The organism is Janthinobacterium algoris (assembly GCF_051380935.1).
GTDB lineage: Bacteria > Pseudomonadota > Gammaproteobacteria > Burkholderiales > Burkholderiaceae_D > Janthinobacterium.
Genome location: NZ_JBNYXZ010000002.1, coordinates 250264 through 273728 on the forward strand (window position 1 = coordinate 250264; position 23465 = coordinate 273728).

25 protein-coding genes are annotated in these 23465 nt (G+C 63.4%); 11 read left to right on the top strand and 14 right to left on the bottom strand.

Features of this window, described 5'->3' with window-relative positions; translation table 11 throughout:
* The first annotated feature begins 97 nt into the window (after positions 1-97).
* On the top strand, positions 98-553 hold the full coding sequence (locus ACQ4W7_RS04090) for a GNAT family N-acetyltransferase (protein WP_436528639.1): 456 nt from the start codon (positions 98-100) through the stop codon (positions 551-553).
* Between the two features lie 10 nt (positions 554-563).
* Here ACQ4W7_RS04090 and ACQ4W7_RS04095 read toward each other — a convergent pair whose 3' ends face one another.
* Positions 564-959, bottom strand: coding sequence for a winged helix-turn-helix transcriptional regulator (locus ACQ4W7_RS04095; protein WP_426075023.1), 396 nt, complete (start codon positions 957-959; stop codon positions 564-566).
* A 162-nt stretch (positions 960-1121) separates the two neighbouring features.
* Here ACQ4W7_RS04095 and ACQ4W7_RS04100 point away from each other — a divergent pair, with 162 nt between their 5' ends.
* The 4 genes from ACQ4W7_RS04100 (at position 1122) to ACQ4W7_RS04115 (ending at position 3481) form a co-directional block, all read left to right on the top strand.
* Entirely contained in the window at positions 1122-1694 is a 573-nt protein-coding gene (locus ACQ4W7_RS04100) for an FMN-dependent NADH-azoreductase (protein ID WP_436528641.1), read from the top strand.
* A 121-nt stretch (positions 1695-1815) separates the two neighbouring features.
* The gene (locus ACQ4W7_RS04105) at positions 1816-2103 is read left to right on the top strand and encodes a putative quinol monooxygenase (protein WP_426075013.1); all 288 of its coding nucleotides are present in this window, start codon (positions 1816-1818) and stop codon (positions 2101-2103) included.
* An 80-nt stretch (positions 2104-2183) separates the two neighbouring features.
* Positions 2184-2750 carry a hypothetical protein gene (locus ACQ4W7_RS04110; RefSeq protein WP_426075012.1) on the top strand — a complete coding sequence of 189 codons (567 nt, stop codon included), beginning with the start codon at positions 2184-2186 and terminating at the stop codon, positions 2748-2750.
* Positions 2747-3481: a hypothetical protein gene (locus ACQ4W7_RS04115; protein ID WP_436528644.1), complete on the top strand. Its 735-nt coding sequence runs from the start codon at positions 2747-2749 to the stop codon at positions 3479-3481. The genes ACQ4W7_RS04110 and ACQ4W7_RS04115 overlap by 4 nt, the downstream gene beginning before the upstream one ends.
* 27 nt (positions 3482-3508) lie before the next feature.
* Here ACQ4W7_RS04115 and ACQ4W7_RS04120 read toward each other — a convergent pair whose 3' ends face one another.
* From ACQ4W7_RS04120 to alkB, 7 genes are all read right to left on the bottom strand, one after another.
* Positions 3509-5050: a cryptochrome/photolyase family protein gene (locus ACQ4W7_RS04120; protein ID WP_436528646.1), complete on the bottom strand. Its 1542-nt coding sequence runs from the start codon at positions 5048-5050 to the stop codon at positions 3509-3511.
* Between the two features lie 38 nt (positions 5051-5088).
* Positions 5089-7536, bottom strand: coding sequence for a penicillin-binding protein 1A (locus ACQ4W7_RS04125; protein ID WP_436528648.1), 2448 nt, complete (start codon positions 7534-7536; stop codon positions 5089-5091).
* Between the two features lie 74 nt (positions 7537-7610).
* Entirely contained in the window at positions 7611-8006 is a 396-nt protein-coding gene (locus tag ACQ4W7_RS04130; protein ID WP_436528650.1) for a hypothetical protein, read from the bottom strand.
* Positions 8003-8821: a class D beta-lactamase gene (gene blaOXA, locus ACQ4W7_RS04135; protein WP_436528652.1), complete on the bottom strand. Its 819-nt coding sequence runs from the start codon at positions 8819-8821 to the stop codon at positions 8003-8005. Before blaOXA ends, ACQ4W7_RS04130 begins: the two co-directional genes overlap by 4 nt.
* A gap of 99 nt (positions 8822-8920) precedes the next feature.
* Positions 8921-9088: a hypothetical protein gene (locus ACQ4W7_RS04140; RefSeq protein WP_426075005.1), complete on the bottom strand. Its 168-nt coding sequence runs from the start codon at positions 9086-9088 to the stop codon at positions 8921-8923.
* A 33-nt stretch (positions 9089-9121) separates the two neighbouring features.
* Positions 9122-10057 (bottom strand): GTP cyclohydrolase FolE2, encoded by a 936-nt coding sequence (folE2, locus tag ACQ4W7_RS04145; protein WP_436528654.1) that lies wholly within the window; start codon positions 10055-10057, stop codon positions 9122-9124.
* Between the two features lie 85 nt (positions 10058-10142).
* The gene (gene alkB / locus ACQ4W7_RS04150) at positions 10143-10808 is read right to left on the bottom strand and encodes a DNA oxidative demethylase AlkB (RefSeq protein WP_436528656.1); all 666 of its coding nucleotides are present in this window, start codon (positions 10806-10808) and stop codon (positions 10143-10145) included.
* Positions 10809-10902: 94 nt separating this feature from the next.
* On the opposite strand from alkB, the gene ACQ4W7_RS04155 reads away from it, so the two are divergent.
* A complete protein-coding gene (locus ACQ4W7_RS04155; protein ID WP_436528658.1) occupies positions 10903-11385 on the top strand; it encodes a heme-degrading domain-containing protein in 483 nt (160 codons plus the stop codon).
* Here ACQ4W7_RS04155 and ACQ4W7_RS04160 read toward each other — a convergent pair whose 3' ends face one another.
* Genes ACQ4W7_RS04160 through ACQ4W7_RS04170 form a run of 3 tightly spaced genes read right to left on the bottom strand, consistent with a single transcriptional unit; the run spans position 11386 to position 13409 of the window.
* The gene (locus ACQ4W7_RS04160) at positions 11386-11958 is read right to left on the bottom strand and encodes an aspartate/glutamate racemase family protein (RefSeq protein ID WP_436528660.1); all 573 of its coding nucleotides are present in this window, start codon (positions 11956-11958) and stop codon (positions 11386-11388) included.
* Entirely contained in the window at positions 11942-12679 is a 738-nt protein-coding gene (locus ACQ4W7_RS04165; RefSeq protein WP_426074999.1) for an SDR family NAD(P)-dependent oxidoreductase, read from the bottom strand. Before ACQ4W7_RS04165 ends, ACQ4W7_RS04160 begins: the two co-directional genes overlap by 17 nt.
* On the bottom strand, positions 12672-13409 hold the full coding sequence (locus ACQ4W7_RS04170) for a GntR family transcriptional regulator (protein ID WP_436528662.1): 738 nt from the start codon (positions 13407-13409) through the stop codon (positions 12672-12674). The genes ACQ4W7_RS04165 and ACQ4W7_RS04170 overlap by 8 nt, the downstream gene beginning before the upstream one ends.
* Before the next feature lie 135 nt (positions 13410-13544).
* Between ACQ4W7_RS04170 and ACQ4W7_RS04175 the strand changes: the two genes are divergently transcribed.
* Positions 13545-13997: an acyl-CoA thioesterase gene (locus ACQ4W7_RS04175; protein WP_436528664.1), complete on the top strand. Its 453-nt coding sequence runs from the start codon at positions 13545-13547 to the stop codon at positions 13995-13997.
* On the opposite strand, the gene ACQ4W7_RS04180 is transcribed toward ACQ4W7_RS04175, so the two are convergent.
* On the bottom strand, positions 13994-14677 hold the full coding sequence (locus tag ACQ4W7_RS04180) for a YoaK family protein (RefSeq protein ID WP_436528666.1): 684 nt from the start codon (positions 14675-14677) through the stop codon (positions 13994-13996). The two genes, ACQ4W7_RS04175 and ACQ4W7_RS04180, sit on opposite strands and share 4 nt — an antisense overlap.
* 189 nt (positions 14678-14866) lie before the next feature.
* Here ACQ4W7_RS04180 and ACQ4W7_RS04185 point away from each other — a divergent pair, with 189 nt between their 5' ends.
* Positions 14867-16231 carry an amino acid permease gene (locus tag ACQ4W7_RS04185; protein WP_426074994.1) on the top strand — a complete coding sequence of 455 codons (1365 nt, stop codon included), beginning with the start codon at positions 14867-14869 and terminating at the stop codon, positions 16229-16231.
* A 63-nt stretch (positions 16232-16294) separates the two neighbouring features.
* On the opposite strand, the gene ACQ4W7_RS04190 is transcribed toward ACQ4W7_RS04185, so the two are convergent.
* Positions 16295-17920 carry a hypothetical protein gene (locus tag ACQ4W7_RS04190; protein ID WP_436528668.1) on the bottom strand — a complete coding sequence of 542 codons (1626 nt, stop codon included), beginning with the start codon at positions 17918-17920 and terminating at the stop codon, positions 16295-16297.
* A gap of 422 nt (positions 17921-18342) precedes the next feature.
* Here ACQ4W7_RS04190 and ACQ4W7_RS04195 point away from each other — a divergent pair, with 422 nt between their 5' ends.
* The 3 genes from ACQ4W7_RS04195 to ACQ4W7_RS04205 are packed head-to-tail and all read left to right on the top strand — an operon-like array spanning position 18343 to position 21857.
* Positions 18343-20046, top strand: a complete 1704-nt coding sequence (locus tag ACQ4W7_RS04195; RefSeq protein ID WP_436528670.1) for a methyl-accepting chemotaxis protein — start codon at positions 18343-18345, stop codon at positions 20044-20046.
* A 28-nt stretch (positions 20047-20074) separates the two neighbouring features.
* Positions 20075-20704 carry an adenylyl-sulfate kinase gene (gene cysC / locus ACQ4W7_RS04200; protein ID WP_436528672.1) on the top strand — a complete coding sequence of 210 codons (630 nt, stop codon included), beginning with the start codon at positions 20075-20077 and terminating at the stop codon, positions 20702-20704.
* Between the two features lie 34 nt (positions 20705-20738).
* On the top strand, positions 20739-21857 hold the full coding sequence (locus tag ACQ4W7_RS04205) for a sulfotransferase family protein (protein WP_436528674.1): 1119 nt from the start codon (positions 20739-20741) through the stop codon (positions 21855-21857).
* Positions 21858-21867: 10 nt separating this feature from the next.
* Here the strand turns inward: ACQ4W7_RS04205 and ACQ4W7_RS04210 are convergent, their stop codons facing one another.
* Positions 21868-22989 carry a methyl-accepting chemotaxis protein gene (locus ACQ4W7_RS04210; RefSeq protein ID WP_436528676.1) on the bottom strand — a complete coding sequence of 374 codons (1122 nt, stop codon included), beginning with the start codon at positions 22987-22989 and terminating at the stop codon, positions 21868-21870.
* Between the last annotated feature and the right edge of the window lie 476 nt (positions 22990-23465).

Consider the following 23465-nt stretch of genomic DNA (forward strand, 5'->3'; position numbering starts at 1 on the left):
GCATCATGCGGCGGCGGAAGGCGGGCGATGGAACAGCATTGACTATTGAATAATTTTTACGCATAGTGCCAAGTCCTGCCTGTTAATACCTTCGAACATGCCCATCAGCCTGCGCCCCGTCACGGCCGACAATTTTGACATCATCAGCGAACTGCCGCTGCTGCCCCAGCAGCGCGACTATCTGGCCAGCAACGACTATTCCATTGCGGAGGCCAGCTTTTACCCCACCACCATGCATACGCGCGCCGTGTATGGCGATGAGGAGGTGATCGGTTTCCTGATGTTCGTCTCGCCCGACGACGACGATCCGCCCGGTCACTACCAGATCTGGCGCTTCATGATCGATCACCGGCGCCAGGGACAAGGTCATGGCAGGGTTGCCCTCGCCCTGGCGCTGGCGGAAATCCGTGCCCGCCCGGACGCGCGCAGCATCGAAATTTGCTACAAGCCCGGCAATGCCAATGCGAAAAAATTCTATGCCAGCATGGGATTCGTGGAAAAAGGCATGGATGCCGATGGCAATGACATGCTGGCCGTGATTCAGTTGGCCTAACTGAGCTGGCCTAGCTGCCTGGCGCTGTGCCCGCATCGGCCTTGGCATCAAACGCCAGCCGCGCCGCATCGATGGCGTCGCGGTGACCGTAAGCCCAGGCGCCCAGCGCGCTGATGGGGATCAACAGCGAGCGGCCCAGGTCCGTCAAGGCGTAGTCGACGCGCGGCGGCACGGTGGGGAATACGGTGCGCGTCACCAGCCCATCGCGCTCCAGACCGCGCAAGGTCAAGGTCAGCATGCGCTGGGAAATGCCGCCGATCAGGCGGCGCATCTCGTTGAAACGCTTGGTGCCATTGCCCAGCAACATCACCACCATTACGCTCCATTTGTCGCCCACGCGCGTGAGGATATCCGTGATCGGCCGGCACGAGTCCGCCACGCCGGCATGGCCGCCCTCGTCGCGCATGCGCTGCTCCAGCGCAGCCCCCTGCGCAGCAGCGTCGCCAATAGTCACATCCATGTGCCCCAGTGTGGAAAAAGTGCCTTCTTGTGCGTTCATTTGATAGTCACTATATTTACCTCGGTTACAAAAGAATACCACCCGATCATACCATCCAAGAAGGCTACCATGAACATCCTGCATATCGATTCCAGCGTCCTCGGCGAGCATTCCGTCAGCCGTCAACTGTCCGCCGCCATCGTCGCCCGCCTGCAAGCGGCCGCGCCTGGCGCCAGCGTCCACTACCGCGACCTGGCCGCGCAACCGTTGCCGCAATTCACTGCCGCCCCCAGCGATGCCGACGGCGTAGCGCTGGCCGGCGCACTGGAGCAAGTGCTGGCCGCCGACGTCATCGTCATCGGCGCGCCCATGTACAATTTCGCCATCCCCAGCCAGCTCAAATCGTGGCTCGATGCACTGGCCGTGCCCGGCAAGACGTTCCAGTACGGCGCCAACGGACCTGAAGGCTTGTTGGGAGCCACGCGCGTGATCATCGCTTCGACGCGCGGCGGCTATTACGGCGTCGACACGCCGATGGCCAGCCTGGAACACCAGGAAAGCCATCTGCGCGCCTTTCTCGGTTTCCTCGGCATCACCCAGCTCGACATCGTGCGCGCCGAAGGCGTCAAGGTCAGCGACGCAGCCAGGGCGCAGGCATTGACGGGCGCCTTCGAGCAGATCGGGGCGCTGCAGGCGGCGTAGGTTTAGCTTGATTCTCTGGCTGCGGCGGAAACTGTTTCGGCGCAACCAGACTGGACAGGGCGGGCACGAAAGTCCAGGATGCGCTAAGCTGCACCCGCCCCACCACTTTACAAGGACCACCATGACCCTGATCGTCGTCGCCACCATCGATGCCCAAGCTGACCATATCGACGCCGTGCGCGCCGCCCTGGAAGCCGTCGTACCGCCCAGCCGCACCGAAAGCGGCTGCCTGCGCTACGAGCTGCACCTGGACAACAAAATCCCCACCCGCTTCATCATGCTGGAAGAATGGACCGACAAGGCCGCGCTGACGGCGCATGACACGACGCCCCACTTCAAGGCGCTGGTGGCCGCCGTGGGCGACAAAGTCGTCAAGATCGACATAGCGGAGTTGAGCAAGCTGAAGTAACGCGCTCGGACGCGTGCAATCGCGCGTTCCCCAAAGAAAGTTGTCACTTATAATATGGCAACTTTTTTTATGGCGCCATCATGACACCCTTTTCCTGGATACACGGCGCCCTTGCGGCGGCCGCCTTCACCGTTTGCGCCGGCGCCGCCGCGCAAGCGCCCATGCCCAAGCTGATGGGCGAGTACAATCTGCTCTCGTCGACGACCGTGCCGCCCAGCACCTGGGGCTATTCCAAGGCCCGTGTTTCAATCAAGCAGCTCGATGAGCATCACCTGTTGATCCTGCTCGCCTGCGAATGGAAACGCGAGCCGAAGGCCGTCTGCGGCGACTATTTCTATGCCCAGTGGCGCGATGACGGCCTGTATCTGCAAGATATGAACACCTTCGCCATGCGCCTCTACTTCGATCCCATTTCACACAAGCTCACCATCATTTCGCGCGGCGCCGACGCCAAGCAGAGTGTACGGCACGAAGTGTTCAGCGCAACGACGGCGCCACTTGTCGACACCGCCCTCGTGCGGCGCATGAAGCGCGAGCAATCGAATGCCGACAGCAAGGAAAACCGACGCGTGTTCGGGCCCTACACCAAGTGGGACTACCAGGAAAACCGCATCGAATTCCAGCGTCAAGACTTGACGACGCCATGATCTCGCGCCGGATCCAACCCATGCGGCGCCAGTTGCTGCGCCTCGCCGGCGCCCTGCTGTGCTCGCCCGTGCTCGCGCGCGCGGCCGACGGCGGCCTGCCCCATGCCGTGCGCCAGCGCATCCTGGCCACCCTCGACGCGCCGCTGCCCAAGGTGCTCCATGTGCAGCACCTGGCGCTGATACGACGTTTCAACATCGGCTGGTCGCCCGTGGAAAGCGGCGCGCCCATGCTCAATCCGGCGTACCCGCTGGGCCAGGGCGATACCCTGGCACTGTCCATGCAAGTCATCGCCAGCAAGGATGCGGCGCTGGCCGCGCAACGCCTGATGGAAGCGTCGCAAATGCTGCCCCACTTCGTGCAGATGGCCGACCTGAAACCGGGCAGCTATGCCAACGGCAAGGCGCCCTTCACCTTGACTGCCCGGCATGTGTCACTGCTGCGGCAACAATCATGGATGCCGCAGGAAATGCTGGCCATGGGCGCGGAAGACTATTTGGCCGAAGGCTACTGGCCCGCCCCGTCCGTCGACGGCAAGCGCCCGTACGGCGACTTCACGAACTACCCGGTGGAAATGGCGCAAGCGCTAGGCCTGCCCGTGCGCCAGCAAGCGGACGGCAGCCTGGCCATCACGCCCAAGCTGCAAGCGGAATTGAAAACGCTGCACCGGCAAACCATGCCCGCGCTGCAAGTGTTCGTGCGGGAAGCGGGCTTGCGGCGCAATACCCTCTAAACGCGTGCCGGGCCAGATTGCCCTGAGTCACAGGGAGTCGAGCCTGGCCAGCATCGTGGCCGCCTGCTGCCGGAAATCCGCGATCGCCGCCGCGTCCATTTTCTCCAACTGGCGGTATGCCATGCCGATGCGGGGATTGCGTTCCAGTGTGTCCGCGTTGCGATGGAAAAAATCCCAGTACAGGGCATTGAAGGGGCAGGCACGCTCGCCGATGCGCGCTTTCTTGTCGTAATGGCAGCCTTTGCAATAATCGCCCATGCGGTCGATATACGCTGCGCTGGAAACATAGGGCTTGGTGGCCAGCAGGCCGCCGTCGGCGAACTGGCTCATGCCGACGGTGTTGGGCAGCTCCACCCATTCGAAGGCATCGATATAGATGCCGAGGTACCAGCCATGCACCCTGGCAGGATCCAGGCCGGCCAACAGTGCGAAATTGCCGATCACCATCAGGCGCTGGATGTGATGCGCGTGCGCCTGTTCCAGCGACTGGGTGATCGCCTGCGACAGGCAATGCATCTTCGTCTTGCCGTCCCAGAACCATGAAGGCAGCGGGCGCGTGTGGCCAAAGAAATTCTTCTCGGCATAGCCCGGCATATGGACCCAGTAAACACCGCGCACATATTCGCGCCAGCCCAGTATCTGGCGAATGAAACCCTCGACCGCGGCCAAGGGAGCATGGCCGGCGTGATACGCCGCCTGCGCCCTGGTGACGACTTCGCGCGGGTTGAGCATTTTCACGTTCAGCGCAAACGACAGCAGGGAATGAAACAAGCGCCATGCCTTGCTGCTCATCGCATCCTGGAAATCGCCAAAGTGCGGCAAGGCCCGCTCGATGAAGGCATCGAGTTGCTGCAGCGCCTCATCCCGGTTCAGCGCCCAAGGCAACCGCTCGGCTTGGGGCGCGCCGAAGCTTTTCACGCCGGCAGCGACGATGGATTCCCATAATTTCCCATGATCGTGCAGGGTGCGCGGGTCTTGCGGCTCGGCGGGCGTGCCGCGCCAAGGCTTGCGGTTATCGTGATCGAAGTTCCATTGGCCGCCCACGGGCTTTTTCGCGTCTTCCATCAGCACCTGATGCGTGCTGCGCATCTGCCGGTAGAAAAACTCCATCAGCCATTGCTTGCGTCCGGCGAAAATATCGGCGGCCTCGTTGCGGGCCGTATAAAAATGGTCGCTGTCGACCATCAGCCAGGGGATGGCCGAGCGTCGACTAGCCTGATAAAGCTGCTGATCCAGGCGCCACTCGTCGGGTGCCTGGTACTCGAAGGCGCCGGCGTCATAACGGACAAGCAGCGCTTCGATATTCTCCGGTATCGAGCGCGTGCTTTCCACGTCGTCGATGGCGATGTAATGCACGGTGTGGCCGAGCTGGCGCAACTGGCGTGCCAACTCGCGCATGGCGGCGAAGATTGCCAGGATTTTCTGCGCATGATGCAGCACATAATCGGTTTCTTGCCGCACTTCCATCAAGACATAGATGGTGGCGTCATCGACTTCGGTGAACCAGCGGTGCTGGACATTGAGCTGGTCGCCGAGTATCAGGCGCAGTGTGGGCTTCGGTGAGGTCATGATTATTCTTTGCAATGGTTGAATTCGCTATGGAGGGCTTATCCTTGCGGCACCGGCGTCGGCGGCAGTGCGGGAGCCGGCTCCGACACCGCCTTGCCATGCGACTCCTGCCCGCCGTCGCCTTCGGCCGGCACGGCCAGCGGCGCCGGCGGCGCGCCTTCCTGCAGCATATTTCCCGGCTCTTCCACCGGTTCGTCCTGTGGTTCCTCGACCGGTTCGACGTGGCGCACCGGCGGTGGCGGCTTGCCGCCGGGGAAGATGGCGTCGCGCGACAACTTGCCCGTATCCAGCGCCGTCTTGAAGAAGTCGCCCACCACCAGCACGGCGTTGTGGCCGCCCTGGCCCCAGTAATTGCTGCGCATGGTGACGCGCGCGTCGTTGAAGCCCACCCAGGCGCCGCCCACCAGTTCCGGGTGCATCAAAATAAACCAGCCGTCCGCATTGTTTTGCGTGGTGCCGCTCTTGCCGGCCACGTCGGAGCGGATGCCGAAGCGGCTGCGGATGGCCGTGCCCGTGCCACGGTCGATCACGCCGCGCATCATGTCGGTCAGGGTGGCAGCCGATGCCGCCTGCATGGCGCGCTGAGGCTTGTCTTCGCCGAAACGGGCGATGACCTTGCCTTCGCGGTCGGTGATGTGCGTGACGACGAATGGCAGGCGCGCCTCGCCCTGGGCCGCGATGCTGGCATAGGCGTTGACCATTTCCAGCAAGGTAACGGGACTGGTGCCCAACGCCAGCGACGGCACTTTTTCCAGTTTGCTGTCGCGGATGCCCAACGCACGCGCCAGCTTGATGATAGTCGGCAAGCCCACGTCTTGCATCACTTGCGCCGTGATGGTGTTTTTCGAGTACACGAGGCCATCGCGCATGGTCATGTCGCGTCCCGTGGTGCCGCTCATGTCCGTCGGACGCCATTTGGTGCCGTCGGCCGCCTTGATATCCATCACTTCATCGCGGTAGACGTGTTCAGGGCTGAGGCCCTTTTCCAGCGCCGCGCCATACACGATGGGCTTGAAGGTGGAGCCGGGCTGGCGCGCCGCCTGCGATACATGGTCGAACTGTTCGCGCGCAAAGTCGCGGCTGCCCACCCAGGCACGCACGGCGCCCGTGGCCGGGTCCATGGCCGCAAAGCCAGCTTCCAGGCGCGTCTTCGACTTGCGCAGGGCCGCCATGAAGGCGCGGTCGCCCTTCAGTTGCGCCAGCGCGTCGTCCGGCGTGCCGCCGGCGGCCGTCAGCTTGCGGTAGTCGCCCGACTCGCGCACGAAGGCGTCCAGCAGGGCTGGATGCGACTTCCAGAAATAATCGAACGGCACGCTGCCGCCCTGCATGCCCGCATACATGCCCGTCGAGGTGGACGACGGCACGCCGGCGCGGCTCCATTCCACATCAGCGATCGCCTGCAAGGCGTTGGCTTGGCGCTCGACGGCCCGCTCGGCCGCCTGCTGCAAATCGTGGTCGAGCGTGGTGTGCACCACCAGGGCGTCCAGTTCCAGGTTGTAATCGTTCTCGTCGGCCCAGTCGATCAGCCACTTGCGCACATAAGCCGTGAAATGGCTGTCCGACTGCGCGCGTTCGCTCTGGCGCTCGAAATGCAGGCGCAGCGGACGCTTGATCAACTGCTTATAGCGCGCCTCGTCGATGACGTCATGCTTGCGCATCTGGCCCAGTACCACGTTGCGCCGCTGTAGCGAGCGTTCCGGGTTGCCGACGGGGTTGTAGTAATTCGTGCCTTTGAGCATGCCGACCAGGGTGGCGCTTTCCAGGATATCGAGGCGCGAGGCGGGTTTATCGAAGTAGGTACGGGCCGCCATTTCGATGCCGTAGGTGTTGTACAGGAAAGGCACGGTATTCAGGTAGGCTTCCAGGATTTCCGTCTTGCTGTAGGTGGCCTCGATCTTCAGGGCCGTGATCAACTCCTTCAGCTTGCGGTTCAGGTTACGCGAGCGGCCTATCTCCTCTGGGAACATATTGCGCGCCAGTTGCTGCGTGATGGTGGAACCGCCCTGGGGGTTGCCACCCGCAGTATGCAAGATGGCACCAGCCGTACGCGTGAAGTCGATGCCGTGGTGTTCGTAGAAACGGTGGTCTTCCGTCGAGATCAAGGCGCTGATCACGTTCGGCGAAATCTGCTTTAACGAGACCCGTTCCTGCAAGCCCTGGTCGAAGCGGGCCAGTTCCTTGCCATCGGCGCTGACGATGGTGCTCGGTGCGGCCGCGCGCGCCTGGCGCAAGTCGTGGATGCTGGGCGTCAAGGGGATCAGCAGCAGCATGTATAAAGTCAGCAGCGCCAGCACGGCCAGGAACGACCACAGGCCCAGCACCAGAGCGCGCCGCACGGGCGGCAAGCTCATCAAGTGAGCGTGGCCGCGCCGGTACAGCGCCACCGCCTTTGCCCACGCCACGCCCGCTACGCGAACGACCAGCGTGCGCGCCCGTGACAGCGCCTGTCGTGTTTTTTCCTGAAACTGCTCCATGCCTGATGCCATGCTTGTAACCTTGTCTGATGCCGGATGATCCGTTTCAGCAAGTATATAGGGCGGGCAACAAAGCGGGCCGGATTTTACGCCAGGCAAGCATCGAGGCGCGCCAGCGTGACACCGACATACGCCCCCACGCAACGCACGTCATGGGTCGTAAACGGGTTTTCCACTTGCAGCAAGCCGCAGTCGCAGATGACGGGGTCAACCTGGGTCACGACGCCCAGCGCCAGGTAGCGCCAGCCGTCGAGACGCAGCAGGCGCTTTTCCCGGACCGGGTTGGCGCGGAAGATGGCGTCCCAGTCGTCACGCTCGCTGGGCATGGGCGACAGTCCCGCTTGGAACTGCGTGCCGGCGGCCATCTGTGCGCCGCCGAACTCGTCCATCACGTGCAGGCGCTGGCCGCCCACCTCGATGACGGCTTCCAGGTACTCTCCCTCGGAAGCGATGAAGGTGGCGGCGACGATGCTGGCCGTCACTTCTGCGCCTGCTCCAGCAGGGCCGGCAATTCTTTCAGCAAGGCGTCGCGCGTGCGCAAGCCCGCCGATGGCAGGCCCTTCTGCTCGTCCTGCACCAGGCGCGCAAACACGATGCTGCGCTCGCCCTTGCTAGCCCAGCCCACGAACCAGCCATAGCCATGCGCTTCGTCAAAGCTGGCGTCGGCCTTGCGTGGGAAGGCCGCGCCCGTCTTGCCATGCACTTGCCAGCCATCCACGTCCGCCAGGCGCGTCAAGCGGTGCGTTTCCTGCATTGCCTGCTTACTCACGGGCAGCTGATAATTGACCAGTTTGCGCAAGAAGCCCAGTTGTTCCAGCGGGGAAATTTTCAGCGAAGAACTGATCCACGAGCGCGCCAGGCTATTGTCCTTGCCCGGGTCGCCCGAGACGTCCGCATTGCCATAGCGCAAAGCCTTGGCGTATTTCTGGAAGCGCTCTGCGCCCAGCGCCTGCGTGATCTGCTGCGAATACCAAACGACGGAATACTGCATCCAGCGCGACGGGTCCGTATCCTGGCGCCAGGCTTCGCCGCCCCAGTCCACATAACCCTGGCGATATGGCAGGGTCGGTTTGTGCTCATCCTTGAGGAAACCGGCGTCGTAGCCCATCAGGCTGAGCGCGATCTTGAACGTCGATGCGGGGGTGACGCGGTCGATGCAATTACCCTCTTGCAGCAAGACGGCGCCCGTTTTGGCGTCAGCCATGGCGGTGCAGATGGTGGCGGCCTGGGCTTGCGAGGCAGTCAGGACGGCGCCTGTCAAGCCGAGGATGAACGGGAAGAATGCGCGATATTTCATGGGCCTCCGGGGCTGGGGGAGTAGGACAAAGCGAAATTGTACCGGGCAGCGCGACGCGATGCCAGCGCTGATACAGCACCTAGACTCGGCGCCTTGACGCTAGCGCCCTGCCGGCGCGCCCGGCTGGCGCTCCCGCTTCCAATGCTCTTCTTCCAGCTCGTCCATGCCCAGCTTTTCCTCGTCGATCAGCGCATGTTCGCGCCGTTCGCGTTCCACTTCCTCTTCCAGGCTGCCTTCGCCAGGCTCCTGCGCGATGTTCTCCGGCATGCTGTCTTCCTCCACGGTGGTTGAGTGCAAAACTCAGGCAAGCTGGCCCGCCTGCGCCACGGCATCGTGCGCATGCAAGCTTTCCATATGCCGTACGGTAACACGCGCCTGCGCATAATGTGACGCCAGTGACGCCAGTGGCGCCAGCGCCGCCTGCACGCGGCGGGCCGCGTCTTCCACATACATCAGGTTAGCACCATTCAATCGCGCGAACGCCTGCTCGTCGGCCCGCTTCACGGCCGTTTGCAAGGGCGTCGCCAGCGCGGCCTCCACCAGGTCGATCAGGGGAAACAGATCCAGTTCCGCCTGCTCCGTCAATGACACGCTGACCGTCGCCGTGCTGCGCTGGCTGTGCGGCGTGGCCAGGCTGGCGTGTTCCCGCAGCCAGGCGCCGGCGACACCACCGTCGATGCTGCCCTCGCCAAATTGCGCCGCAAAGGCGTCGGCGAGCAATTGCCGCGCCAGCGCCGCCGAGCACGGACAGGTCGACGAATAGCCGATTTCTACCGTCAGGGACAGGGCAAAGCCCTGCGGAGAAACACTCGCCCGCAGACGCACGGGATACGACTTCCAGCCAGACAGCCCCGCCGTCAGCAGCGCCGGCTGGCGCCGCAGCACGGGAAATGCCAGCGTCAGGCGCGCCTGCGTGCTGCCGCAATCGGCGTGGCTGTCCACCATGCGCCGCAGCACGGCCGCCAGCGCGCCCGCATCGAGCGGCTGCGCGGCGGCAAACGCATCGAGCAGCAGATACAAACGCGACATATGGATGCCCTTGACGTGCGGCGCGGGCAAGTCCACCTGCACGTCGGCCCAGGCATGGACCTGCTGCGCCTGCCCACCCTCTTCCAGCCACAAGGGCAAGGCGATGCCCTGCATGCCGACCCAGTCCAGCGGCATGGGGCTGCCCAGATGGGGGCCGGCCGCCACGTCGGGCAGGGGCGTGGAAAGAGAATCGCGTTTCATGGTCATGGCTCCATATGCAAACAAGTTGCATATCATGAAGAAAAACAATCACATTTGCAAGTGTCTTGCATTATTGATGCATATTGACGGATCAACTGGCCTTGCGAAACGTCAGATTAATGCGCTGCGCGCCCAGCACCGCGTGTTCGCCCTCTTTCAGGGGCGCCACGCCGTGGAAGCGCAGGCGGTCGGCGCCGCCCCATGCCACCACGTCGCCATGCAACAGGACGATGCGCGCCGCCTTGTCGGCCCGCTCCGCCCCGCCGAACAGGAAGGTGGCGGGCAAACCCAGCGAGACCGAGACGATGGGCGCATTGAAATCGCATTCATCGCGGTCCTGGTGCAGCGCCATGCGCGCTCCGGGCGCATAGCGGTTGACCAGGCAGGCGTCGGGCGTGAAGCCCGGATAGCCGGCCGCCAGCGCCGCCTGCTGCGCCAGGCGCAGAAACACGGGCGGCATCGCCGGCCAGGGACGGCCGCTGGCAGGATCGAGCCGCGCATAGCGGTAGCCGCGTCCATCCGTGACCCAGCCCAGAGTACCGCAATTGCTCATGGCAACGGACATGCGCAAGCCGCCCGGCGTGGCCATGTGGCGCAAGGGCGCCGCCAGCACGATGGCGTCCAATGCCGGCAGCACCTCGTCCAGATACGGCAGCGCAAAACCGCGCAGCAGGACCGACGCGGACGAGCCGGCCATCAGCGGCGCGGGAGCGGCCGGGGCTTGGTCTTCTTCATCGGCAAACAGGGACAGGTTCATGCCGCCTATTTTAGCCGCGCTATGGAAAAAGCGCGCGCGGCACCCCCATGCTGCGCTACAGTAGCGCTTCCAGCCACTACTTGACTCCCTGACGATGGATCATTACGCCGATTTGCTGCACACCCTCGCGCAACAGGAAGAATCCCTGCAGTTCGAACGCTTCGACAACGAGACGGCGCTGGCCGTGGGCCTGTGGATCGTCGAAGAAGTGCGCAAGCGGGGCAAGGCCGTCACCGTCAACATCACGCGCAATGGCCAGGTGCTGTTTCATCACGCCATGACGGGCGCCACGGCGGACCAGGCGGACTGGATACGTCGCAAGAACAATACGGTGCAGCGCTTTTGCCGCAGTTCTTACTACATGGGCATTTCTCATAAAAGCCGCGGCAGCACCTTCGAAGACGTGAAATATCTCGATGACATCGAGTACGCGGGCCATGGCGGCGCGTTCCCCCTGCTGATACGCGGCGTGGGACTGGTCGGCACGGTCACCGTTTCCGGCCTGGCGCAGGCCGACGACCACGCGCTGGTGGTGGCCGCGCTGCAGGCGCAGCTGGACACCCAGCGGGACAAATAATCAGGCGGCCAGCGCCCGGCGCAAGGCCGCGTCGCAGCCCTGCTCTTGCAAGCCGCCGATGATGGCCTGGAAGCGCGCCACGCTGTCCGGCCTGACCACGCCCTGCACCAGCGCCTCCATGAGGATGCGGTTGATCTCGCTGCGCGGATACACGGCACTGTCGACCAGCCAGCACGTGCCCGTCAAACCCACGCGCCGACAACCGCGCTCGGCCGCTTCGCCGGCCACCACGTCGGCGATATGCAGCCAGGGCAGCGGCGCACGGGGCGCCATCAGCTCGAAGGCCTGGTGAATGGTGTTGTCGGGGCAGATCAGGAAATCGGCGCCGGCCGCAGCCAGCTTGTGCGCCGACGCCAGCATCAGTTCGGCCACGCCGGCCAGGTCGCCCGCCTTCAGGCACTCCACATGGCGCGCCAGTGGCGGCGTGTGCAGCGTGACTTGCGGGTGTTCATACGCTCCCAGCGCATGCGCGCCCTCTTCGCAAATCGTGCGGTAGCACAGGGCTGCCCGTCGGCCGAACAGCAGACGATGCCGATATGCTGGGTCATGATTTTTCTTAAATGCGCTGGCCACCGTCGATGGGAATTTCCGCGCCCGTGATGTACGAGGCGCGCTCGCTGCAGAGGAATTCCACCAGATCGGCCACTTCGGCCGTCGTGCCCAGGCGGCGCAGCGGGATTTGCGTGTCGACGATGTGCGAGGTGCCAGGCGACAGGATGGCCGTATCGATTTCGCCCGGTGCAATCGCGTTGACGCGCACGTTCAGCGGTGCCATGTCGTTGGCCATTTCGCGCGTCAGCGACGCCAGGGCCGCCTTTGAACTGGCGTAGGCCGAGCCGGCAAACGGGTGCACGCGGTAGCCGGCGATCGAGCACAGGTTCACGACGGCGCCATGTGCGTTCGACAATTCCTGCGCAAAGCCGCGCGTCAGCGCCAGCGGCGCAAAGAAATTCGTGTTGTACATTTCCTGCCAGGTCTGCATGTCGGTGGTCAGCGAATTGACGCGCGAACCGCCCGGCCCCTTCGGCGACACGCCCGCATTGTTGACCAGCGCATGCAGTTTCGAGTCGCCCAGCATGGGGCGTAGCGTCTCGACCATCTGCCCGATCTGGCTCAGGTCCGACAAATCCATGCACACATGCGTGTTGTGCTCCTGGCTGCGCGGACAGCCGCCGGGAATCGGGCTGCGCGAGACGGTGATGACGCGCCAGCCCAGGCTGCGGAAGCGTTCGGCCACGGCGTGGCCGATGCCGCGGCTGGCGCCCGTGACGATGGCGGTTTTCTGTTCAGTCATGTTCTTCCTTGTCCTGTTCTGCGTTTTGTTCTGCGTTTTGTTCTGCAATACCTGCAGCGTGGATGCGCTCCTGGCGCATGACATAGGCCAGCATCTGCGTCCCGCCGTCGAGAATGTCCTGTTCGATGGCGCGCCGCGCGGCCGCGCTGTCGCGCTGGCGCAACGCGCTGATGATGGCGTGATGGTGGCCGACCCGCATGTCGGGCGAAAAGCTGGCGTAGCCGGCGGCGATCAGGGGCGCCGTCTGCATCCACAGGTGGTCGACGAAGCGTTTCAAGGTCGGCATACCGGCCGCCTGCGCCAGCCCCAGGTGAAACGCCTGGTTGCATTGCAGGGCCGCTGCCAGGTCGTGCCGCGCGATGGCGTCTTCATTCGCTTGCAACAGGCGTTCCAGATCGGCCAAGGTGGCGTCGTCGATGCGCTGCGCCGCTTCAAACGCGCCCAGGCCTTCCAGTTCCAGGCGCAGCGCGCGGATTTCCAGGTAGCGCGCCACGCTCAGCACGGGCACGCGGAAGTCGCGCGGCGAACGCAGCACCAGCGCCTCTTCCTGCACCAGCTGCAGCATGGCGTCGCGCACGGGCGTGACGCTGGTGCCCAGCTGCAGCGCCAGCTCGCGGATGCGCAGCCGGTCGTTTGGCTGGAAGCGCCCCGCCGCCAGCGCTTCGCGCAGCATGGCATACACGGATTTGCCCAGGTTGACGTGCACCAGGCTGTCCAGGGAGTGGCTCATATGTATTTTTTGAGAGTCGGGAATTATGATGCATCATACATCAACATGAAAAACAGTGTTCTCCCCGTGTGCGCCGCAGACAGGAAACACGGCAAGAACGTACAATCAGCGGCCACCGCATTGAAAGGATCGCTCTTGAACTGGGATTACCCGCACGCCCACACCCTGCCCCTCACGCCCGAAGCGGCCGACATCGACGGCCTGCAGCACACTAATAACGCCGTCTACGTGCGCTGGTGCGAGCATATCGCCTGGCACCACTCGGCCACCCTGGGGCTGGACCTGGACGATTACCGGCGCCTGGACCGGGCCATGGCGATCCGCCGCGGCGAATACGATTATCTGCTGCCCACCAGGGCCGGCGAAGCGCTGACCCTGGCCACCTGGCTGTGCGCCAGCGACGGCCGCTCCAGCATGGAAAGGCGCTTCCAGCTGATCCGCGACAGCGACGGCGCCACTGTCGTGCGCGGACGCTGGGACTTGATCTGCATCGAATTGAGCAGCGGCCGCGCGCGCCGCCTGCCGCCGGAGTTTCTGGCCGTGTACGAACCGGCCATCGTCGCGGCGCGCCAGAGTACGCAGGACTAGGCCGCCAGGCGCGCCGGCTCCAGCGCGATCAGCACCAGCAAAATGGCCAGCGGCACGGCCAGCGAGGCAAAGCCCACGGCCAGGTAGGCAAACGCGGCCAGGATGGCGCCCCCGGCAAAACCCAGCAGGGGCCAGAAGAATTTGACGCAGCGCTCGCGCGTGGCGCCGTCGGCCGCGCCGCGCAGCACGTCGACCGTGTCGATCACCAATTGTGTCACATTGCCCGTCATCATGGACGTGGGCGCCAGGTGCGCCAGCAGCAGGCGGCTGATGCCGCTATGCGTGCCCATGGCCGCCGCGCCGAACAGGCCGGCCGTCATGGCCAGCGCGCCTGGCTCGGGCCCCAGCGGTTCGGCCAGCACGCCAAACACCATGAAACCGAGCAGCAGCGCCAGCTCCAGCAGCAGCGCCAGGCGCAGCGCCGGTCCGCCGCGGCGTTCGGCCGCCACGCTCAAGAGCCGTACCGCCGCCACGCCCAGAATAAACGCAGGGAACGCCAGCAGCTTGAGGGCGATCGAGGCATGCGTCGCGTTGGCCAGCGCCGCGCCAATCAGCACGAAGTTGCCCGTCACATGGGCCGTAAACAGGCCAAACAAGGCGACAAAGCCCAAAGTATCGACATAGCCGGCCAACAAGCCCAGGCTGATGCCCTGCAAACGGCTGCGCTGCGCAAGATTCATACACGCTCCTTGAAATTTGCCATCATGATACCGTGCCGCCGTGGCGGGCGGCAGAGGTTTAGCGCGCCGTTGGGCGAAGATGCAAGGCTTTTCTTGCGCCCCCGCAGTGCAACATGCATTTCGCTCCTGCTTTGCGCGTGCATGCTTTAGAATCAGCGACCTCAGCCCCGTAAAAACAGGATAAAACATATGACGGCAGTCGGGAATACCGAACCACAAGAGCTCAAGCGCGGCCTGAAAAGCCGCCACATCCAGCTCATCGCCCTGGGCGGCGCCATCGGCACCGGCCTGTTTCTGGGCATCGCGCAAACCATCAAGATGGCCGGCCCCTCGGTCCTGCTGGGCTATGGCATCGCCGGCGTCATCGCCTTTCTGATCATGCGCCAGCTGGGCGAGATGGTGGTCGACGAACCCGTCGCCGGCTCCTTCAGCTACTTCGCCGATAAATACTGTGGCCACCTGCCCGGCTTTCTGTCGGGCTGGAATTACTGGGTACTGTATGTGCTGGTCAGCATGGCCGAGCTGACGGCCGTCGGCATCTACGTGCAGTACTGGTGGCCGGGCGTGCCCACCTGGGTTTCGGCGCTCATCTTCTTTTGCGCCATCAACGCCATCAGTTTGTTGAATGTCAAAGCGTTTGGCGAAATGGAATTCTGGTTCGCCCTCATCAAGGTGGTCGCCATCATCGGCATGATCGTCTTCGGCGCCTACCTGCTCGCCTCCGGCGAGGCGGGCCCGCAGGCGTCGGTGGCCAACCTGTGGCAGCACGGCGGCTTCTTTCCGAATGGCTGGCAGGGCCTGGTGATGGCCATGGCCGTCATCATGTTCTCGTTCGGCGGCCTGGAACTGGTGGGCATTACGGCGGCCGAGGCGGACGACCCGAGCACGACGATTCCGCGCGCCACCAACCAGGCCATCTACCGCATCCTGATCTTTTACATTGGCGCACTCGGCATTTTGCTGTCGCTGTACCCGTGGCAAAACGTCGTCACCGGCGGCAGCCCCTTCGTGCTGATCTTCCATGCGCTCGACAGCAACCTGGTGGCCACGGCCTTGAACGTGGTGGTGCTGACGGCCGCCCTCTCCGTCTACAACAGCGGCGTGTACTGCAACACGCGCATGCTGTTCGGCCTGGCCAAGCAAGGCAATGCGCCGCGTGCCCTGCTGCACCTGAACCGCCGTGGCGTGCCGCTGGCGGCGCTGGGCGTGTCGGCCCTGGCCACGGGTGCCTGCGTGGTGGTCAATTATTTCATGCCGGGCGAAGCGTTCGAAGTGCTGATGGGCCTGGTGGTCTCGGCACTGATCATCAACTGGGCCATGATCAGCTGGATTCACCTGCGCTTCCGCGCGCAAAAGAAATTGGAAGGCAAGACGACCTTGTTCCAGAGCCTGGGCTACCCGTTCACCAACTACCTGTGCCTGGTCTTCCTGGCCGGCATCCTGGTGATCATGTATCTGACGCCGGGCTTGCGCATTTCCGTCTACCTGATTCCCGTGTGGCTGGCGGCGCTGGGCGTCGGTTACTGGATCAGGCAAAGCAAAGCCAAAGCGTAACGCGCCCCCTTCGCCTCAAAGAAAAAGCCCGTCTTCGCAAAAAGGCGGGCTTTTTCATGGTCGCTAGGCGCCTGCTGCTGCGCCAGTTGCCGCGTCCCGTTCCTCGGGCATGACGTCCGCCTGCCACAGGCTGATCATCTGGCCGGGATAAGATTGCAGCATGATGTCGTCGTTCAGTGTCAGCAAATCCTGCTTGCGCTGCGCGGCCTTTTCCTCGGCAGTCTGGTCCGTGGCGCCCGTCTTGTAAGGCCCCAGCAGCGCCAACAGGTCGCGCTGCACCGAATGCTGGGTCGGTGTGGTCGTGTCCGATTCCAGCTTGCCCAGCACATATTTCATGACCTGCGTCGACTGGCTGGCCGCCTGCCGCAGGCTGGCCTTCACCAGCTTGCCTTCCTTGTAGGCCAGTTGCGCATCGCTGCTGGCCGTGTCTTCGATCTGGTGGTAAGTGTAGTTCTGCGATTCCTTCGCTTCCGTCAAGCGCAGCGGCACGCCGGGGATCAACGTCTGGTGGAAGCTGGCGCTCAGCTTCGATTGCTGCTGCTGGCGGATCGAGCGCTCGTCCTGGCTGGCGCCGGCCAGGGTCGTCTTTTGCGACAGTTCATAGTTGAAGCCATCCTTTTCCGCCGAGCGCATGGGATTGCTGAATTTCGGCGTTTGCGACACCGAAGCGCTGAAGTCCGCCAGGCCCGTCAAGATCGCCTTGTCCTCGGCCGCCAGGCGCCACTTGCCCGCTTCCGGCACGCCGGGCACGTCTTGCGGCGCGGCGGCGTTGCTGTGCAAGGCGCCAAACGCATCCTTGAACATGGACATTAGTCCGGCATCGCCATGGCCGCGCGAAGCGGCTTGACCGATCTGCTTCATGTAGCTGCTCATGGCCTTGGCCTGCTGTTCCTTGCTGCCCAGGGCATTCAGTTTGCTGGCGTCCACCTTCACGTCCAGCGATCCGGCCACGCCGCTGAAGCTGACCTTGCGCTGAGCGCTGTCGGCCTGGAAATCGAGCGTCTGCGTGCTTTGCGGCTCGGTGCGCACTTTCACTTCCGCATGCAAATTCACCGATGCCAGCACGTCCTGGTCGAATTGCATCAGGCCGCTCAACTTGATCTTCGGCTGCCCTTTCGCCATGCCATCGATGGCTTCCTGGAACGCGTCGGCCAGGCCGCCCAGCGCGTCGGCCTCGGCCTCGCTGAGTTCGCCGCTCGTGCTCATGCGCACGGCCAGGCCATCGTCCTGGCTGTCGAGCGACAACTTGACCTCCACGCCGCTCCTGGTGGTGATGCTGAGAGTAACCCTGTCTTCGCCATTGCCGTGCAGGCTGGACGGCGGCAAGGCCCCGATTTCGCTGTAGGTATTGGGCTCCATGCGCGGCGGTGATTGCTGCACCGCCTGCGACACATTGCGCACGCCACTCTTGATTTGCTCAAGCAAGGTCGCGCCCAGGCCGCCGAAGCGGCCGCCAAACGTGTGCGAAGAGAAGTTTTTCGTCATTTGCTCGCTGACGCCATCGCGCGACGGGCTTTCCCATATCTTCGGCGAAGGCACGAGAGATGACACGGCCTGCGGGCCGCTGAAGGCGACGATGGCGGAAGGGGTCGGCGCCGGGGATGAGGGCGTGTCCGCCCTGCTTGCCGTAGCGGCAGGCGCGCGGGACGGGCTTGGATTCCAGCTCGGGATCGAGGAGACGGAGGTCATGGTCGTTATGCCTTGCTAAACGAGTAGTGGTGCATGGGTAAGATATTCATAACTTTCGGTTTTTGATAACAATCAACCGTCAAGCTAGCCCAGTTTCAGCCAGACGTGAGATACACGCCGCTTCAGGTGCCAGACAGACACCGCTATAACGACGTGAAATGTGAAATCATGAGCACAATATGGCATGAAATTTTTCATTCTTGATAGAAATCATGCTCCGCCCCAGTGGCGGCGCCAGCGCGTGCGCGCCATCTAACTCACTTTGGAACTGTTGCCGCAAGTAAATTTATACTGTTGCTCAAATGATGAAAGTGACTATGTGTGACTTTTCATCTACCAGCAATCACTATGATCGCTGGGTGCTTCGTGATAAATCCGCATTTGCTTATTCGGAACAGGAAGTACGGCCTTAAGGAGGCAGTATGAAATTCATGAACTTAACAATCGCCAAACGGCTCAGTCTGGGCTTCGGCCTGGTCGCCATGTTCCTGTTGCTGGTCATCACGCTGGGGTTGACCAGCATGCGACAAATCCAGGACCGCATGGATGAAACCACCAAGGTCAACAACGTCGAAACCAGCCTGGCCCAAACCATGGATTTGACGGTCACCGAACGGGCGCTGGCGATGCGCAATCTGATTTTGCTGAAAGAGGACAAGGAAATCCAGATCGAAGTCACGCGCATCGCGGCACAGGAAAAAAAATACGATGCCGCCCAGCAAAAATTGGGCAAAATGTTCGCCTTACGGGCAGGAACTTCTAACGAAGAAAGAAACCTGCTTGAACAAATCCGCAGACAAAGCGAGCTGGCCGCCCCCTTTATTCAAAGGGCCGCCACGCTGGCGCTGAACCAGAAGCAGGACGATGCCTACAAGCTGTTACGCTACGAGTTCCGCCCCGTGCAAAAGCAATGGTGGGAATTGCTGCGCGCCTTGATCGCCGTCGAAGAAAAGCAGAATAACGAAGCGTCTATCAATGCCGAGGCTGCCTACAGCCAGGCGCGCCTGGTGATGCTGATCATTGGCTCGCTGGCACTGGCCACCAGTCTGTTGGCCGCGGTGCTGATCACGCGCGGGGTGACGCGTCAGCTCGGTTGCGAGCCAGGCGAAGCAGCGGCGATTGCCGGGCAGATCGCCAGCGGCAACCTGGCCGTCGCCATTTACACCCGCGCCGGCGACACGCACAGCCTGCTGTTCGCCATGCAATCGATGCGCGACAGCCTGGCGCAGATCGTCCAGCAAGTTCACGCCAGCACCGAGACCATCGCCACAGCGGCGGGACAAATCGCCATGGGCAACCTGGACTTGTCTTCGCGCACGGAACAGCAGGCCAGCACGCTGGAGCAAACCGCTTCCTCCATGGAAGAACTGACCAGTACGGTGCGCATCAACACCGATCATGCGCGCCAGGCCAACGGGCTGGCCGAATCGGCCTCCGATGTCGCCACCAAGGGCGGCGCCGTGGTGGCGCAGGTGGTCGACACCATGGCGGCCATCGATGTCTCGGCGCGCAAGATCGTCGATATCATCGCCGTCATTGACGGCATCGCCTTCCAGACGAATATTTTGGCGCTGAACGCGGCGGTCGAAGCGGCGCGCGCCGGAGAACAGGGGCGCGGCTTTGCCGTGGTGGCCACCGAGGTGCGCAATCTGGCGCAGCGCTCGGCTGCGGCGGCCAAGGAAATCAAGGACTTGATCGGCGACTCGGTCGACAAGGTCCAGGCCGGCAACCGCCTGGTCGAACAGGCCGGATCGACTATGCACGAGGTGGTCGCCAGCGTCAGGCGCGTCACCGGCATCATGTCTGAAATGATGTCCGCCAGCCAGGAGCAATCGGCCGGCATCGAGCAAATCAATATGGCCGTGACGCAAATGGACAATGTCACGCAGCAAAACGCGGCCTTGGTCGAGGAAGCCGCTGCGGCCGCGCAAGCCATGCAGGAACAGGTCAACAGCCTGAACGACGTGGTCAGCGTCTTCCGCGTGGGAAATATGGCCGGCGGCCGCGATGCGGAACTGCGCTTGGCCAGCCGTCCGCCACCGCCCCTGGCAGTGCGGCGCCCACCCGCAATGGCAAAGCCGGCGCGTCCGGCAGCGGCCAGACCGCGCGAAATCGAGTGGCAATAGTGCTGAGCCGGCAACGGGGGAGTAACGCATGGGTAAGCTGGAACAGATAGACGCGGCGGGCGGCGTGGCGATAGCGCACATCTTCCCGCATGTGGGCCATATCAGCAAGGAACAGCGGGGCCCGCTGGCCGGCCAGCGGGCCGCGACGCTGTGGCTGACCGGCCTGAGCGGAGCGGGCAAATCGACGCTGGCGTACGCGCTGGAAAGGCGGCTGCTGGCGGAGGGCCACCTGAGCTGCGTGCTCGACGGCGACAATATGCGGCATCACCTGAATGGCGATCTGGGCTTCACGCCCCGCGACCGCCAGGAAAACATCCGCCGCGGCGCCGTCGTGGCCAGGTTGATGAACGACGCCGGCATGATGGTCATCTGCGCCTTCATCTCGCCGCTGCGCAGCGACCGCGAGATGGCGCGCCAGATCATCGGCGCCGACAATTTTATCGAAACCTACGTGAGCACGCCGTCCGCGCTGTGCGAGGAACGCGATCCCAAGGGACTCTACAAAAAAGCGCGGGCCGGACTGATTCCGGCATTTACGGGCGTCTCGGCGCCCTACGAGGCACCGCTGGCGCCGGCGCTGACGCTGGACACAGCCACGCTGTCGCTGGAACAGTCCTGCGAGCGACTGTTCCAGCAACTGTGCCCGCGCTTTATCTGATGCCACATGAACGCCTTATTCAAGGAATGATGAGATGAGTTCCATGCACCATCCCGGCGACGGCGCGCGCCCGCGCCCTGTCATGATGATCGCGCTGCGCCGCTGCGGCAGCCATGCCCTGCGCCTGCGCCTGAACCTGTCGCCGCAGTTTTATTCACCGTATCCGCTGCACCTGGTCGATATGATGCCACTGCTGCCCCTGTACGGCGACTTGCGCGACGACCGCGCCTACTTTCGCCTGGTGGTCGATGTGGTGGGCCTGGCGGCGGCCAGCATGGTCAAGTGGCCAGGGGTCGTCTTCGATCCGGTGGAAATCTTCGAGACGCTGCGTGGCCAGCCGCGCAGCATCCACCGCGTGGCGTGGGAACTGCTGCTGCGCGCCGGCGAACGCCGTCACGCGCAAGTGGTCATGGACAAGTCGCTCGACAGCGTGCACTACGCCGACGACATCGTGCAGCTGTATCCGGACATGCTGTTCCTGAACGTGGTGCGCGATCCGCGCGCGCAAGTGGCGTCGATGAACCGCGCCATCATCCACGATTTCGACACGCTGCTCAATGCCAGGACCTGGTTGGCCGCGCATGTGGCGGCCGACCATGTCGTGCAACGCTATCCGCGGCGCGTGCTGACGATACGCTATGAAGACTTCCTGGCGCGGCAACAAGAGACGCTGGAAACCATATGCGGCTTCCTCGGCATCGCCTTCTTGCCGCACATGCTGGACGTGGCCGCCTCGTCGGAAGCGCGGCAAATTGCGCAGTTGTCGTCGCTCTGGTCGGCCAACTGCTATGCGCCGATTGCTGCCAACATCGACAAATTCAAGCAGCAACTGTCGGACGATGACATCAATCTCATCGAAACGCTCACCGGCCCGTATATGGACCGCTACGGCTACACGCGCCTCAGCCGCGGCGACGCCCGCATCACGCCCGCGCTGATCGAGCTGGCGGGCATGCGCTCTGCGCAAGGACGCGAATGCGCCTGGCGCGTCCTGGAACAGGACAATTTCCGCGACTACGTGCTGCGCCGCTGCCGCGCCGACTATCTGGCCCAGCTGCATGCACGACTCAGCGAGAGCAGCCTCACCCCCGGCAACGGCGCGATCGTCGCACTCGACGAACTCGACCCGGCCGCGTTTGTCGTCAGCGATTGATCCTGGCCGCTCAAGGTCCCGCCAACGCCTGACGCCGCTCCAGCTTGAACAAGGCCATCGCCTGCTCCAGGTGCGAGGCTTGCTCCTGCAGCGCGGCCGAGGCGGACGCCGATTGTTCCACCAGCGCCGCGTTCTGCTGCGTCACCGCGTCCATTTGCGTGACGGCTTGCCGCACCTGGCCAATGCCATGGCTCTGTTCACGCGATGCTGTGGCGATCTCGTGCATCAACTGGTGCACGCACTCCACAGCCACCAGCATCTCGCCGCTGCTGGAGCCCGCCTGGGCGGCCAGTTCTGCGCCCTGCGCCACCTGGCGCAGGGAATCCGCGATCAATTGCTTGATTTCGCTGGCCGCCGCCGAACTGCGCTGGGCCAGGCTGCGCACCTCGCCGGCAACCACGGCAAAGCCTCGCCCCTGTTCGCCCGCGCGCGCCGCCTCGACGGCAGCGTTCAGGGCCAGGATATTCGTCTGGAAGGCGATATCGCCGCCCTTGTCGGCCAGGCCATGCGCCTTGCCCGCCATGTCGCTGGCCTGCGCCGCATTGCTGCTGTTTTGCCGCACCGTCGCCGCCAACTCCTCCATGCTGGAAGCGGTCTGCTGCAGCGACGATGCCTGCGCTTCCGTGCGGCCCGACAGATCCTGATTGCCGGCAACGATTTCGCGGGTGGCCACGCTGATGTGCAGAAAGTTACCGCGCACATCGCCGACGATGGAATGCAGGTTCACGCGCAGTTGCCGCAGCGAACGCAGCAACTGCCCCACCTCGTCGCGTCGCGTCGTGCCCATGTCCTGTGTCAAGTCGCCGCCCGCCATCACGTCGCAGGCCATGCGCGCCTGTTGCAGGGGGCGCAGCACGGCGCCATGCAGCGAATGCCAGAACAGGCCGATGGCGCATAGCGACAGCAACGACAGCACCGTGATCCAGGCGCCCGCCGCCACTGGTAGCAGCCCCGCATTCCAGCCCAGTTGAAGCAACAGGACGGCGCTCAGCAAGCCGAGGTTCCAGGCGATGCGCTTGCCCAGTGCGATGTCGCGCAGACGCAACACCCTGGCCAGCCAGCCCGTGCCCACGACAGCACCCTGGCTCAGCGCAATGTCGTCGGCCCGCCCCGCCTTGATGCGCGCGTACAATGCCGCCGCAACGGCCGGAGCGGATGGTGGCCCAGAAATGGGCAAACGCTTGCACCGGCATGTCGGGATGGCGCAGGATATTTTGTGGCGCGCCCATCAGTTCTTACGCCGTGTAACCACTGATCGCTATGAAATATGGATTCACGTAGGTAATATTACCTTGCAAGTCAGTGGTCGACACAATGGTCTCGGTATCGCTCAAGGTGATCTCGCGGTCGCTTATTGGCAGGTTCAATCGCATGCTTGGTTTCTCGCTTGTAGCCCGTAGACCGACTGGTAGACGAACAGGTTGGCCGCATGCCGTCACCATGCACTGGCGACATGGATGGCATGCACAGATACCTTTACCTTAAAGTTTGGTCATGCCCAAAAGCAACTTTTTAAATAACAAACTCTTACAAAACATGTTAAGTGTGACAATAATGGCGAATCGATTCTCATTCAGTCAATAACAGGCATGGCAGTGCGCCGGTGAT